12 protein-coding genes and 1 tRNA gene are annotated in these 13,498 nt (G+C 60.8%); all 13 read left to right on the plus strand.

Annotated features, from left to right (window positions below):
- The first annotated feature begins 6 nt into the window (after positions 1–6).
- The 13 genes from MJ122_RS26785 to MJ122_RS26845 all read left to right on the plus strand — a co-directional run bounded on the left by MJ122_RS26785 (position 7) and on the right by MJ122_RS26845 (position 13,476).
- Positions 7–759, plus strand: coding sequence for an ABC transporter substrate-binding protein (locus tag MJ122_RS26785; protein WP_017517152.1), 753 nt, complete (start codon positions 7–9; stop codon positions 757–759).
- Positions 760–816: 57 nt separating this feature from the next.
- Positions 817–1,512: an ABC transporter permease gene (locus tag MJ122_RS26790; protein ID WP_088420204.1), complete on the plus strand. Its 696-nt coding sequence runs from the start codon at positions 817–819 to the stop codon at positions 1,510–1,512.
- Positions 1,509–2,201 carry an ABC transporter permease gene (locus MJ122_RS26795; protein WP_017517150.1) on the plus strand — a complete coding sequence of 231 codons (693 nt, stop codon included), beginning with the start codon at positions 1,509–1,511 and terminating at the stop codon, positions 2,199–2,201. The genes MJ122_RS26790 and MJ122_RS26795 overlap by 4 nt, the downstream gene beginning before the upstream one ends.
- A 66-nt stretch (positions 2,202–2,267) precedes the next feature.
- Positions 2,268–3,488 carry a methyltransferase gene (locus tag MJ122_RS26800; protein ID WP_088420202.1) on the plus strand — a complete coding sequence of 407 codons (1,221 nt, stop codon included), beginning with the start codon at positions 2,268–2,270 and terminating at the stop codon, positions 3,486–3,488.
- Positions 3,489–3,877: 389 nt separating this feature from the next.
- The gene (locus MJ122_RS26805) at positions 3,878–4,351 is read left to right on the plus strand and encodes a MarR family transcriptional regulator (RefSeq protein ID WP_239746776.1); all 474 of its coding nucleotides are present in this window, start codon (positions 3,878–3,880) and stop codon (positions 4,349–4,351) included.
- The gene (locus MJ122_RS26810) at positions 4,348–5,835 is read left to right on the plus strand and encodes an efflux transporter outer membrane subunit (protein WP_239746778.1); all 1,488 of its coding nucleotides are present in this window, start codon (positions 4,348–4,350) and stop codon (positions 5,833–5,835) included. Before MJ122_RS26805 ends, MJ122_RS26810 begins: the two co-directional genes overlap by 4 nt.
- Before the next feature lie 14 nt (positions 5,836–5,849).
- Positions 5,850–7,034 carry an efflux RND transporter periplasmic adaptor subunit gene (locus MJ122_RS26815; RefSeq protein ID WP_239746780.1) on the plus strand — a complete coding sequence of 395 codons (1,185 nt, stop codon included), beginning with the start codon at positions 5,850–5,852 and terminating at the stop codon, positions 7,032–7,034.
- Between the two features lie 13 nt (positions 7,035–7,047).
- Positions 7,048–8,586 carry a DHA2 family efflux MFS transporter permease subunit gene (locus MJ122_RS26820; protein ID WP_239746781.1) on the plus strand — a complete coding sequence of 513 codons (1,539 nt, stop codon included), beginning with the start codon at positions 7,048–7,050 and terminating at the stop codon, positions 8,584–8,586.
- 74 nt (positions 8,587–8,660) lie between these two features.
- Positions 8,661–8,736 (plus strand) — tRNA-Thr (locus tag MJ122_RS26825).
- Between the two features lie 312 nt (positions 8,737–9,048).
- Positions 9,049–10,026 (plus strand): glycosyltransferase family 2 protein, encoded by a 978-nt coding sequence (locus MJ122_RS26830; RefSeq protein WP_239746782.1) that lies wholly within the window; start codon positions 9,049–9,051, stop codon positions 10,024–10,026.
- 144 nt (positions 10,027–10,170) lie between these two features.
- Positions 10,171–11,586, plus strand: a complete 1,416-nt coding sequence (locus tag MJ122_RS26835; protein ID WP_239746784.1) for a mannose-1-phosphate guanylyltransferase/mannose-6-phosphate isomerase — start codon at positions 10,171–10,173, stop codon at positions 11,584–11,586.
- A gap of 29 nt (positions 11,587–11,615) precedes the next feature.
- Positions 11,616–12,236 (plus strand): acyltransferase, encoded by a 621-nt coding sequence (locus tag MJ122_RS26840; protein WP_239746786.1) that lies wholly within the window; start codon positions 11,616–11,618, stop codon positions 12,234–12,236.
- Positions 12,229–13,476, plus strand: a complete 1,248-nt coding sequence (locus tag MJ122_RS26845) for a glycosyltransferase (protein WP_239746788.1) — start codon at positions 12,229–12,231, stop codon at positions 13,474–13,476. Before MJ122_RS26840 ends, MJ122_RS26845 begins: the two co-directional genes overlap by 8 nt.
- The last annotated feature ends 22 nt before the right edge of the window (positions 13,477–13,498 follow it).

Raw genomic sequence — 13,498 nt, forward strand, 5'->3', positions numbered from 1 at the left:
CACTGCATGAACAACTATAAGAAGATCGTTCTGGCTATCGCGGCCACCTTTGCACTGGGGAGCCAGGCCATCGCCGCGGACAAACTGCGCATCGGTACCGAAGGCGCCTACCCGCCCTTCAACGGCATCGACGCCAGCGGCCAGGTCGTCGGCTTCGACATCGAGATCGGCAAGGCGCTGTGCGCCAAGATGAAGACCGAGTGCGATGTGGTCACTTCCGACTGGGACGGCATCATCCCGGCCTTGAACGCGAAGAAGTTCGACTTCATTGTCGCGTCCATGTCCATCACCGACGAACGCAAACAGGCCGTGGACTTCACCAACCCCTACTACACCAACAAGCTGCAGTTCGTGGCGCCCAAGTCCACCGACTTCAAGACCGACACCGGCTACCTGAAAGGCAAGGTGATCGGTGCGCAGCGCGCGACCATCGCCGGCACCTGGCTTGAGGACAATATGTCCGATGTGGTCACCATCAAGCTGTACGACACCCAGGAAAACGCCTACCTCGACCTGTCTTCGGGCCGCCTCGACGGCGTGCTGGCCGACAAGTTCGTGCAGTACGACTGGCTCAAGAGCGACGCCGGCAAGGACTTCGAGTTCAAGGGCGAGCCGGTATTCGACAACGACAAGATCGGTATCGCCGTGCGCAAGGGCGATCCGCTGCGTGACAAGCTGAACGCTGCCCTGAAGGAAATCGTCGACGACGGTACCTACAAGAAGATCAACGACAAGTACTTCCCCTTCAGCATCTACTGATGCATGTGCCGCGCCGCCCTCCACCGGGGCGGCGCGCGCCTTCAGGCGTGACTCCCCATGATTTTCGACCTGCACGGCTTTGGTGATCAGCTGATCGCCGGCACCTGGATGACGCTCAAGCTTTCGCTCGCCGCAGTCTGCGTAGGACTGCTCCTCGGCCTGCTCGGCGCCGTCGCCAAGACCTCCAAGAACGGCTTGCTGCGCATGCTCGGCGGTTTCTACACCACCCTCGTGCGCGGCATACCCGAAACACTCTGGGTACTGATGATCTACTTCGGTACCGTTACCGGCCTCAATGCGCTGGGCGCCCTCTTCGGCCACCCGGACCTTGCCCTGTCCCCCTTTGCCGCCGGCACCTGCGCCCTGGGCCTGTGCTTCGGCGCCTATGCCACGGAAGTGTTCCGCGGCGCGCTTCTGGCGATCCCCAAGGGACACCGCGAGGCCGGCCAGGCGCTGGGCCTCTCCGCCCCGCGGATCTTCTGGCGCATCGTGCTGCCGCAGGTATGGCGCGTGGCACTGCCGGGCCTGGGCAACCTCTACCTGATCCTGCTCAAGGACACCGCCCTGGTCTCGCTGATCAGCCTCGATGAAATCATGCGCAAGGCTGGCGTCGCCTCCAACGCGACCAAGGAGCCCTTCACCTTCTACATGGTGGCCGCGCTCATCTACCTGGGCCTGACCATCTTCGTCATGGCTGCCCTGCACTTCCTGGAACGCCGTGCCGGCCAGGGCTTCGTGAGGAATGAGCTATGACTGACATGGAACTGATCCTCAAGTGGCTGCCGAAGATGCTCCAGGGCGCGCAGCTGACCCTGGAACTGCTGGCCATCGCCGTGGTAGCCGGGCTCATCCTCGCACTGCCGCTGGGCATCGCCCGCGCCTCACGGCACTGGTACGTCCGCGCCATCCCCTACACCTACGTGTTCTTCTTCCGCGGCACTCCGCTGCTGCTGCAGCTGGCCCTGGTCTACTACGGCCTCGCCCAGTTCGATGCCGTGCGCAAGAGCGTGCTCTGGCCCTACCTGCGCGACCCTTACTGGTGCGCGCTGCTGACCATGACCCTGCATACCGCGGCGTACATCGCGGAAATCCTCCGTGGCGCCATCCATGCCATTCCGGTGGGTGAAGTGGAAGCCGCCCGGGCGCTGGGCATGTCGCGCCGCCAGGCGCTGTTCCACATCATCCTGCCGCGCGCGGCGCGCATCGCCTTGCCGGCCTACAGCAACGAGGTGATCCTCATGCTCAAGGCCAGCGCGGTGGTATACACCGTGACGCTGTACGACCTGATGGGGATGTCAAAGACCATCGCCGCGCGCACTTACGAATACATGCTGTTCTTCTGCTACGCCGGAGTGTTCTACCTGGTCATCACCCTGGTGCTGACGCGCCTCTTCCGCCTGGTCGAACACTGGCTGCGAGTCGACATGATGCAGGGCCGCTGAGCGGCAAGCCTCTCGCCCGCGGGGCCGCTATAATGCGCGCCCCGTGGTTTGCCTCCGCTGCGCACCGTGCTCCCGAACGCCTTTCCCCTGACCGGCTCCGACCTGCTCCAGCGCTTCCAGGCACTGGACGGCTTCCTGCTGGAACATCAGGCGCTGTGGCGGCCGAAGCCCTTCACGTTGCTTGAGCTGCCCTGGGAGCGCGATCACCCCGAACTGGCCGCCTGGCTGCGCAATCGCAGTCTCGATGAGGCCGACATGGCGCACAACACGCCTGAGCAGCTCGTCGCTCCCGCGCCCTTTCCTGCGCTGGCTGCCGCCGCCGCGCAATTGTGCGTCATTGGCGAACTCCCGGGCGCGCCGCTGGGCAAGCTGCCAAACCAGTTGACCGTCGACGTACCCGGCCGCAAATGGCAGCAGATCGAAGCCTTCGCCAGCCGCCTGAACTTCGCCGAAGCGCCGCAACAATGGCTCGACTGGTGCGCCGGCAAAGGCCATCTGGGCCGTCTGCTGGCGCGCGATGGCAAACCGCTGCTGAGCCTGGAACTCGACAAAGCCCTGGTGGAAGACGGCCAGCGCCTGAGCGACCGGCTTCAGCTTCGGGCTCGGCATCGCCAGCAGGATGTGCTGGCGACCGAAGCCGGCGAACATCTGCAAGCGGGCCACACCGCCGTCGCCTTGCACGCCTGTGGCGACCTGCACGTCCGTCTGATGAAGCTGGCCAGCAGCCGCAGCTGCCGCCAGCTCGCTGTGGCGCCCTGCTGCTACAACCGCATCGAAAGCGAGTACTACCAACCGCTCTCGCACACTGCGCAAAGCTCCGCCCTGCTGCTTTCTCGTGACGATCTGCGCCTGCCGCTGGCCGAAACGGTCACCGCCGGCGCCCGCGTACGCCGCCAGCGCGACACATCGATGGCGCGGCGACTGGCCTTCGACCTGCTGCAACGGGAAGTCCGCCGCAGCAACGATTACCTGCCCACGCCCTCTGTGCCGCCAGCCTGGCTGGACAAACCCTTCGCGGACTATTGCCGGGACCTTGCCGCGCTCAGAGCGCTCGACCTGCCTGCCGACACCGACTGGCAGGAACTGGAGGCGAGGGGCTGGCAACGACTGGCTCAAGTCCGCAACCTCGAATTGGTGCGCGGGCTGTTCCGTCGGCCGATGGAGCTCTGGCTGCTACTGGATCGCGCGTTATTCCTCGAAGAACAAGGCTATCGCGCCACCTTGGGCGCTTTCTGCGCCACCCGGCTGACCCCACGCAACCTGTTGCTACTCGCCGAGCGCACCTGAGACGGGCGTTCCAGAGCTTCACCCACAGCACCTGTGGATAACTCTGTTCGTAACCCCGGAAAAACCGCTCTTCACTGACCGCCCAGAGCGCCTCGCTGCGATCTGGTCATTTTCTGTACATCTATATTTAATCTTTTAAAAACATATAGTTACACCGTTCAGTGATTGCTATCACATCTCATATGCGATTTGCGCACTAAAGCTTCCGCGATTGTGCATAAAGGGTTGGCAAGGTCGTAGGAAATCAGCCATTCCTGTTGCCTTTCCCGACCCAATAGTGCTTCGTCGAACGGATTGTTGCGCAATCGCGACAATCGAACCTTGTCAATCGCTGCCTGGGCAGTATCATTTCGAAACATTTCACTGCCTAAGCAGCTATCTGTTTTGACATGAATCACTACGACGTCGCGGATTTTCCGTTCAAAGGCTCCATCGGCCAGTTGCTGGGCGCTACCGCCATCCTCAAGGACCGCCTGCTGGACAAGCATCTGGCGCACCTGGACATCACCGCCGCACAGTTCAAGGTGCTGTTCTTCATCGGTAACGACCGCGCCAACACCCCGGCCGAGCTGTGCCGCGAGCTGTCCATCGACAGCGGTTCCATGACCCGCATGCTCGATCGCCTCGCGCGCAAGGACCTGCTCCTCCGTGAGCCCTGTCAGAACGACCGCCGCAGCGTGCGCCTGAGCTTGAGCAGCGCAGGCCAGGCAGTGAACGACGAGGCCCCGCGCATCGCCGCCGCGGCCATGAACGAGCTGGTCGGCGGTCTCTCCCGCGACGAACTGCAGACCCTCACCGGCCTGCTCGACAAGATCCTGCGCGCCCACGGCGCCGCCGCCCATTGCACGGTGCAGGAGAAATGAACATGCCCCACTTCCGCATCGCCCTGCTGCCGGCCACCGTGCTCACCGCTCTGTTGGGGTTGTCGGGCTGCGTCAGCTACTCCGGGCTCACCACCAGCGGTAAGACCGCCGACCCCGCCAGCCTGAAAGCCGGCGTCAGCCTGGACGGCACCCCGCTGTCACCCGACGCCTGGCCCAGCAAACACTGGTGGACCAGCCTGGGCGACCCGCAACTGGACAGCCTGATCGGCGAAGCCCTGCGCGGCACGCCGGACCTGGACATCGCCAGCGCCCGCGCCCGCCAGGCCATCGCTGCCGCGCAGGCGCAGGACGCCGCGCGCCTGCCCAACGTGAAAGGCACCGCCAGCTATGCCGGCATCCGCGCACCGGAAAGCGTCATTCCTGCGCCCATGGGCGGTCGCTATTCGGCAGTGAAATACCTGTCGGCGAGCTTCAGCTACGACCTCGACCTCTGGGGCGGCCAACGTGACGCCTGGGAAGCCGCACTCGGCCAGGCCAACGCCGCCGAAGTCGACCGCCAGGCCGCTTCGATCACACTCTCCACCAATGTCGCCCGTGCCTACAGCAACCTGGCCCACGCCTTCGTCGCTCACGACCTGGCCAAAGACGAACTGGATCGCTCGCAGCACCTCTTCCAGCTCAGCCAGAAGCGCATGGACGCCGGTCTGGACAGCAAGGTCCAACTGCAACAGACGCAGTCCCAGGTTGCCAGCGCCAAGCAGCAGTTGGCCGCTGCTGACCAGGAGATCGCCAGCGATCGCATCGCCCTCGCCGTCCTGCTCGGCCAGGGTCCTGATCGCGGCCAGGAGCTGCAGCGCCCGCAGGTGCTCAAGCCCGGCACACTGAGCCTGCCGTCGAACCTGCCGGCAGAGCTGCTGGGACGCCGCCCGGACATCGTCGCCGCCCGCTGGCGGGTCGAGGCGGCGTCGAAAAGCACCGATTCGGCGAAGACCGAGTTCTATCCCAATGTGAACCTGGGGGCGATGGTCGGCCTGGCCGCCCTGCACACCAGCGACGTGCTGAAGGCGCCGAGCCGCTTCTTCCAGGTCGCCCCGGCGATCTCCCTGCCGATCTTCGACGGCGGCCGCCTGCGCGCCAACCTCGCCGGGAAGGACGCTGACTACGACCTGGCCGTGGCCCAGTACAACAAGACCTTGGTCAACGCCCTCGGCGAGGTCACCGACGACCTTGGCAAGCTGCGCTCGCTCGAGCAGCAGATCGACGACCAGCGCGAAGCCCGCGACATCGCCAGATCCAACTTCGACCTGGCGATGCGCCGTTATGGCGAAGGTGTCGGCAACTATCTCGACGCCCTCAGCGTGCAGCAGCAACTGCTCCTTGCCGAACGCCAGCTGGCCAGCCTGGACGCACAGCGCATCGACCTTTCGGTGCAACTGGTCCAGGCCCTGGGCGGCGGCTACCAGCCCGACACCACTTCCACTCCCGCCCCGCTCGCCCAGGCGAACGCGGCCGCCGCGCACTGAACGAGGCACCCGACATGAGCACCGCCACTCAAGAAACCCCCGCCAGCAGCCCCAAGCGCAAGCGCTGGCTGCTGATCCTGCTCGCCGTCGTCATTTTCGCCGGCCTCGCCAGCGTCGCCTGGGAAGTCCTCTATGGCCGTTGGCACGAGGACACCGACGATGCTTACGTGAACGGCAACGTCGTGCAGATCACCCCGCAGATCACCGGCACCGTGGTCAGCATCGGCGCCGATGACGGCGACCTGGTGCACAAGGGCCAGGTGCTGGTGAAGTTCGACCCCAGCGATGCCGACATCGCCCTGCAGCAGGCCGAAGCCAACCTCGCGCGCACCGTGCGCCAGGTGCGTGGGCTGTTCAGCAATGTCGATGGCTACAAGGCCGATGTCGCCACGAAGAAAGTCGACCTGGCCAAGGCCGAGGCCGACTTCAAGCGCCGCCAGAACCTCGCCAACGACGGCGCCATCTCCCAGGAAGAACTGGCCCACGCCCGCGATGCCCTGGACACCGCGCGCAGCTCGCTGACCAACTCCGAGCAACAGCTGGACACCAACCGCGCACTGGTCGACGACACCGTGATCGCCTCGCACCCGGACGTCAAAGCCGCTGCCGCCAAGCTGCGCCAGGCCTACCTGGACGACGCCCGCGCGGTGATCATCGCGCCCGTCACCGGCTACGTCGCCAAGCGCACTGTGCAGGTCGGCCAGCGCGTTCAACCAGGTGCTGCGCTGATGGCGGTGATCCCGCTGGACCAGGTGTGGATCGACGCCAACTTCAAGGAAACCCAGCTCAAGCACATGCGCATCGGCCAGCCGGTGGAGATCCGCTCCGACCTCTATGGCAGCGAAGTGAAGTACTCCGGCACCGTCGACAGCCTCGGTGTCGGCACCGGCAGCGCCTTCTCCCTGCTACCGGCGCAGAACGCGACCGGCAACTGGATCAAGATCGTCCAGCGCGTGCCGGTGCGCATCCGCGTCAATGCCGAGGAGCTGGCGAAGAATCCGCTGCGCATCGGCCTGTCGATGGACGTCAACGTCAGCCTGCACGACCAGAGCGGCCCCGCTCTCGCCCAGCAGCCCCCGCGCGAGGCGGTGTTCTCCACTGACGTGTATCAGGAGCAACTGGCCTCGGCTGACCAACTGATCGAGAAGCTGATCCAAGCCAACCTGGCCGACGCCAACCATCGCACCGCCCAGCGCTGATCAGCCCGCCGCCATGAGCCAGCCCAACAGCAGCAGTTTCAGCCCACCCAGCCTGGTCATGGCCACCATCGGCCTGTCGCTGGCGACCTTCATGCAGGTGCTGGACACCACCATCGCCAACGTCGCCCTGCCGACCATCTCCGGTAACCTCGGGGTGAGCTCCGAGCAGGGCACCTGGGTCATCACCTCCTTCGCGGTGAGCAACGCCATCGCCCTGCCACTGACCGGCTGGCTGAGTCGCAAGGTCGGCGAGGTGCGCCTGTTCATCGCCGCCACCCTGCTCTTCGTGATCGCCTCGTTCCTCTGCGGCGTCGCCCAGCAGATGGGCATGCTGGTGGGCTTCCGCGCCATCCAGGGCTTCGTCGCCGGGCCCCTCTACCCGATCACCCAGACGCTGCTGATCTCCATTTATCCTCCGGCGAAAAGGGGGATGGCACTGGCACTGCTGGCGATGGTGACGGTGGTCGCGCCCATCGCCGGGCCGATCCTCGGCGGCTGGATCACCGACAGCTACAGCTGGCCGTGGATCTTCTTCATCAACGTCCCCATCGGCCTGTTCGCCGCCATTGTCGTCTATCAGCAGTTGCGCGCCCGCCCAGTGGTGATCAAGCACGCGCCCATGGACTACATGGGCCTGGCGATGCTGGTGATCGGCGTCGGCGCCTTGCAGATCGTGCTCGACAAGGGCAACGACCTGGACTGGTTCGAGTCCGGTTTCATCATCGGCGGCAGCGTGATCGCGGTCATCGCCCTGGCGGTCTTCGTGATCTGGGAGCTGACCGACAAGCACCCGATCGTCAACCTGCGACTGTTCGTGCACCGTAACTTCACCGTGGGAACCCTGGCACTGGTCGGCGGCTACGCCGGCTTCTTCGGCATGAACCTGCTGCTACCGCAGTGGCTGCAGACCCAGATGGGCTATACCGCCACCTGGGCGGGACTGGCAGCCGCACCCATCGGCATCCTGCCGGTGTTCCTCTCGCCGCTGGTCGGCCGCTACGCGAACAACTTCGACCTGCGCCTGCTGGCCGGCCTGGCCTTCCTGGCGATGGCGGCGACCTGCTTCATGCGCGCCGACTTCACCACCGAGGTCGACTATATGCACATCGCCCTGGTGCAACTGTTCATGGGGCTGGGGGTGGCGTTCTTCTTCATGCCGATCCTGAGCATCCTGCTTTCGGACCTGCCGCCGGACCAGATCGCCGACGGCTCGGGCCTGGCCACCTTCCTGCGCACCCTTGCCGGCAGCTTCGCCGCATCGCTGACCACCTGGATCTGGAACCGCCGTGCGACCATGCACCACGCCTACCTGACCGAGAACATCAGCCAGTACGACCCGGCCACCCGCACCGCCGTCGAACAGCTTGGCGGCCCTGGCCAGCACAGCGCTGCCTTGCTGGAGCGCATGGTGGAAAGCCAGGCGTACATGATCAGCACCATCGACTACTTCACCCTGCTGGGCTGGCTGTTCCTCGTCATGCTGGTCGTCATCTGCCTGGCCAAGCCCCCCTTCGGCGCCAAGCCCGGCGCAGCCGCCGCCGGCGGACACTGACTCCATCTGCAGATCATTCTGACAAATCAGTGGTTTACACCCCGAGCTCCGTGGCTATAATGGCGCCCCTCGTTGCCGGTATAGCTCAGCTGGTAGAGCAACTGACTTGTAATCAGTAGGTCCCGGGTTCGACTCCTGGTGCCGGCACCATAACTGTTAAAGCAAAGGCCCACCTTCATGGTGGGCCTTTGCTTTTGTGGCTACTCGTGCCGCGCTATCAGACGAATGGCTTGAACTTTGGCGCTTGCAGCCGATCCATAGGCCTTTTATACACACCTGTCGCCAAGTGCCGCATGGTGGCGTGCACGGAGAAAAGGTTTACTGCGAAGGCTGCATGAATATAATGATCGCTTTTCATCGGGGCACGGCCCTGCCTAAGGTTGAGCTCAATCCGGCGAACCCAGCGACACGTGTCAGCAATCGATTTTTCAACATGCGGATGGAACCGCCAGGGGCACAGCAGTGATCGCCAAGAGCGCGGTTCAGACACAACAAGGATTAACCACCGATAGCGGCCGCAATGCCCGGGTGGCCATCCTGTTGTCCACGTACAATGGCGCCTCCTTCCTGCGAGAGCAACTCGACTCCCTGATCAGCCAGACCCACCGGGACTGGGTGATCTTCGCCTCTGACGACGGATCCTGCGACGCCACCCTAACGATCCTCTCCGAATACCAGCTCAAGCTGGGACAGGATCGCCTAGCCATATTCCCTGGCCCGCGCAAGGGATTTTCTGCCAACTTCCTCTCCCTTCTGAAACGGCCTGAGCTGGTAGCGGACTATTACGCCTATTGCGATCAGGACGACGTGTGGAATACACACAAGCTGGAGTATGCATTGCAGTGGCTGGCGTCTTCCTCGCCAGCGACCCCTGCACTCTTCTGCTCTCGCACTCGCTTAGTAGACGAGAGCGGCATCCCAATTGGATTCTCCCCGCTGTTCCGTCGCCCTCCATCTTTCAGAAACGCGCTGGTTCAGAGCATCGCAGGCGGCAACACCATGGTGATGAACAGAGCGGCAAAAGAGCTTTTAGCCAAGACCCCTCCAAACACAATCATCGTATCCCACGACTGGTGGGCATACCTATTGGTCACCGGCTGCGGCGGCACCGTTTATTACGAAGGCACGCCGCAAGTGGATTATCGCCAGCACGGTCGAAACCTGATGGGCTCCAACACTCGTCTTAGAGATCGATTCGCGCGAATGAACAAGATGTTCAACGGCACCTTCAAAGCCTGGAACAGCGCGAACATCGAAGCGCTAATGTCGCTCCAAAGCGAACTGACTCCATCCAGTCTTTCCAGCCTTATAGCGTTTCGCAATGCGAGAGGTACAAGCTTTATATCTCGAATAGTCGGCCTCCGACGTGCCGGAGTGCACCGTCAGTCCAAAATCGAAGATATCGCACTGACTGCGGCCATGTTGATCAATCGCGTATGAACGTCACACGCCACCGCAGGCACCTTTCGCCACAAAAAATTACGAGGCGCGACGCGCGCACGTCATGCCATTTACTCTTCTTCCTTGGACCGATTCGCTCTTCTGCGAACTTGTATCCAAACCACAACGTGAGATCTAAATAATATGCAGCTGATTCCCACCATTTTGTGCGGCGGAGCAGGCTCTCGGTTGTGGCCCGTATCCCGCGAGCAACATCCGAAGCCATTTATCAAGCTAGCCGACGGCCTCAGTCTGCTGCAAAAGGCCTTCACACGCGCCAGTGCTCTTCCTGACGTGGCAGAAATTCTGACGGTCACCAACAGAGAACTACTGTTCAAGACGAAGGATGAGTATGCTGAGCAGAATCGGAGGGCGTTGAAAACCTCGTTCATTCTCGAGCCTTTCGGTCGCAATACTGCGGGCGCCATTGCATTAGCCGCTCAATTCGTCCTGGATACTTATGGCGACGACGCTCAACTGTTGGTGCTGCCCGCTGACCATCTGATCCTCGAAGAAGAAGCATTTGTCTCTGCTGTCGGCAAGGCTGTGGAGCTTGCAGCAAAGGGGCAAATCGTAACGTTCGGTATTACACCTGAAAGCCCGGAAACCGGATACGGCTACATCCAGGCAACAGGCAATAAAGTTGATCGTTTTGTTGAGAAGCCCAATAAGGCCAGAGCGGAGGAATATCTGGCGGCCGGGAACTATTACTGGAACTCAGGCATGTTCTGCTTCGCCGCAAAGACAATGCTGCAAGAGCTCCAGAAATATTCCCCGGAAATTCTGCGATTCGCCAATCTCTGCCTGGACAGTGCCAACCGCACCGAAAGCAACGACTATCGACAGATCGAACTCGGCCAGGAAAGTTTCCAAGGGATGCCTGAGGACTCCATCGACTACGCTATCATCGAAAAGTCCGATCAGGTTTCTGTTATTCCCTGCTCCATTGGCTGGCGCGACATCGGCTCATGGAACGCGATGGGCGAGCTGGTTTCCTCCGACGATAATGGCAATCGCATCGAAGGCGAGGCGCTTCTTCACGACGCCAAAGACTGTTATATCCGCAGCTCCAATCGACTCATTGGAGCGGTTGGCGTTCAGGACCTGATCATCATTGACACCAATGACGCGCTGCTTATCGCTGAGCGCAACCACGCTCAGTCCGTCAAGGAAATATATAACCGACTGAAAAGCAGCGGCCACGATGCCCACAAGGTGCACAGCACCGTTGCCCGCCCGTGGGGTACCTATACCGTTCTGGAGCAGGGCTCTCACTTCAAGATCAAACGTATCGTCGTGAAGCCGCAGGCCAGCTTGAGTCTGCAGATGCACCACCACCGCAGCGAACACTGGATCGTTGTTAGTGGGATGGCGAAGGTAGTGAATGGCGACATGGAGTTCCTGGTAAATACCAATGAATCCACTTTTATTCCTGCTGGTCATAGGCATCGACTGGAAAACCCTGGACTGATTGACCTGGTCATGATCGAAGTCCAAAGCGGGGAGTACTTGGGTGAAGATGACATCGTTCGTTTCGAAGATATTTACGGCCGTGCCTGAAATATCGACCACAGCACAAGGGAAACGAGATGTCAGAACGACTCAAGATAAAAATCAAGCAGTTCCTGCTTCAAAGCTCCAGCTACTATGCACTTGCAGCTGCCAAGTACTACATTGCCAATAACTGGATAGCACGCATTCCCAACGAGCGACTGCGGAACGCATATTACCGCCGCATCCTAGGGATCAGCATAGGTCGCGATACGCATCTGAGCATGCGTTTATTTTTCACCGGATACCACAGCAGATGCCAGGTCAGCATTGGCGATAACTGTGTCATCAATCGCGAGATTTATATCGATGGCCGGACCGGCGTAGAAATCGGAAATAACGTCAACGTTTCTTTTCAGGTATGCCTCCTCAGCCTTCATCACGACCATAACGCCCCCGATTTTTCGGCCATTGGCGCGCCGGTGATCATCAAGGACCATGCCTGGATCGGAGCACGAGCCACGTTGCTGCCTGGGGTCACTGTGGGAGAGGGTGCGGTAGTAGCTGCTGGAGCAGTGGTGACCCGATCGGTCCCGGATTACACAGTGGTCGGCGGAGTACCAGCCAAAGTCATTGGCGAGCGCAATCGCAATCTGACATACAAGACAAAGTTCTCGCCCTATTTTGACACCGATATATTTGATGAGTCACATGAATAACACCGCCAAGAAAAACCTTCTCATCGTTACTTTGTCGCCGCCGCTGCCAGCAAACTCTGGAGCACCGATTTATATCACCAATACTCTCCTTCCGCTGGCAGACAAGTATAACTTGCACCTGTATACGATTGGTGGAGAGGCGGAAGTAGCTCACATTCGGAAGCACAAAGAGGAATATGATCGCTATTTCTCCAGCGTGCACGTAGAGCCCCGCGCCCAGATGCCGTCAGAGAAAAAGACGTTCGGGCGAATTCTGCATACTTTGGAGCACATTCTCCATGGTCTGCCTTTCATGGATGCCAGTTACTACAGCAGAGCAGCCGTGCGGAATGCGCGGCGCATCGTCAAGGAAAGAAGGATCGACGCCATGGAGATCCACTCCAGTCACTTGGCGTTCTTCAAGAAATTCCTTCCCAAGACTCCCGCTCTCCTGGTAAGTCACAATATCGAGTCGGATATCTTCCCGTTCTGGATACCTCAACACCTTGCCGGATGGAAGAAGTCTGCTATTGAGCTCGCGGCGAAGATCAGCAGAAAGAATGCCCACCAGGTTGAGTGCGATAATAAATGGAGCTTTGAGGCAATGACTTTCATTTCGATGAATGACATGAGCCGAGTTACAGCACCAGTCGAAAAGCACTACATCCCACTCTGCCTCCCGGTAAAAGATATCGACTACCGCAAGAAGCCGGAAAGCCCTATCAACCTACTCTGGATGGGTGGTTTCTGGTGGTACCCCAATGCGGAGGGTGCCCTATGGTTTGTCCGGGAAATCCTGCCGCTCGTGCGCGACAAGCTCGTCGAACAGAATATCCAGATTCATTTCCTGGGCGCGGCTCCACCAGATGAGCTCAAGGCAGCGAATGATGGCAGGCACGTGCTGGTCCACGGCTTTGTCGAATCTCTAAGCGATGTACTGGCAAAGACTCATCTGCTGTTCGTGCCTCTGCTTTCAGGCGGTGGCGTGCGAGTGAAGATTCTCGAAGCCATGAGCAACGGCATACCAGTTATCAGCACCAGCAAGGGCTGCGAAGGACTTGGGGCATCCGACGGCAAGGACATCATCATTCGCGACACTCCGGAAGCGTTTGCCCAAAGCCTCATCGAGCTGGCCATGGACCCGGAACTCCGGAATCGCCTGTCAATTTCATGCAGGGAACTTCTGGATAGTAAGTACAACCTGCAACAATGCATCAATGTCAAGGATATCTTGTACAAGAAGCTTACAGCCTCGGCATGATGCATAAAATCCTCAAGGCACA

Origin of the sequence: Pseudomonas sp. DP-17 (assembly GCF_022380625.1) — a bacterium.
Taxonomy (GTDB): domain Bacteria; phylum Pseudomonadota; class Gammaproteobacteria; order Pseudomonadales; family Pseudomonadaceae; genus Pseudomonas; species Pseudomonas nitroreducens_A.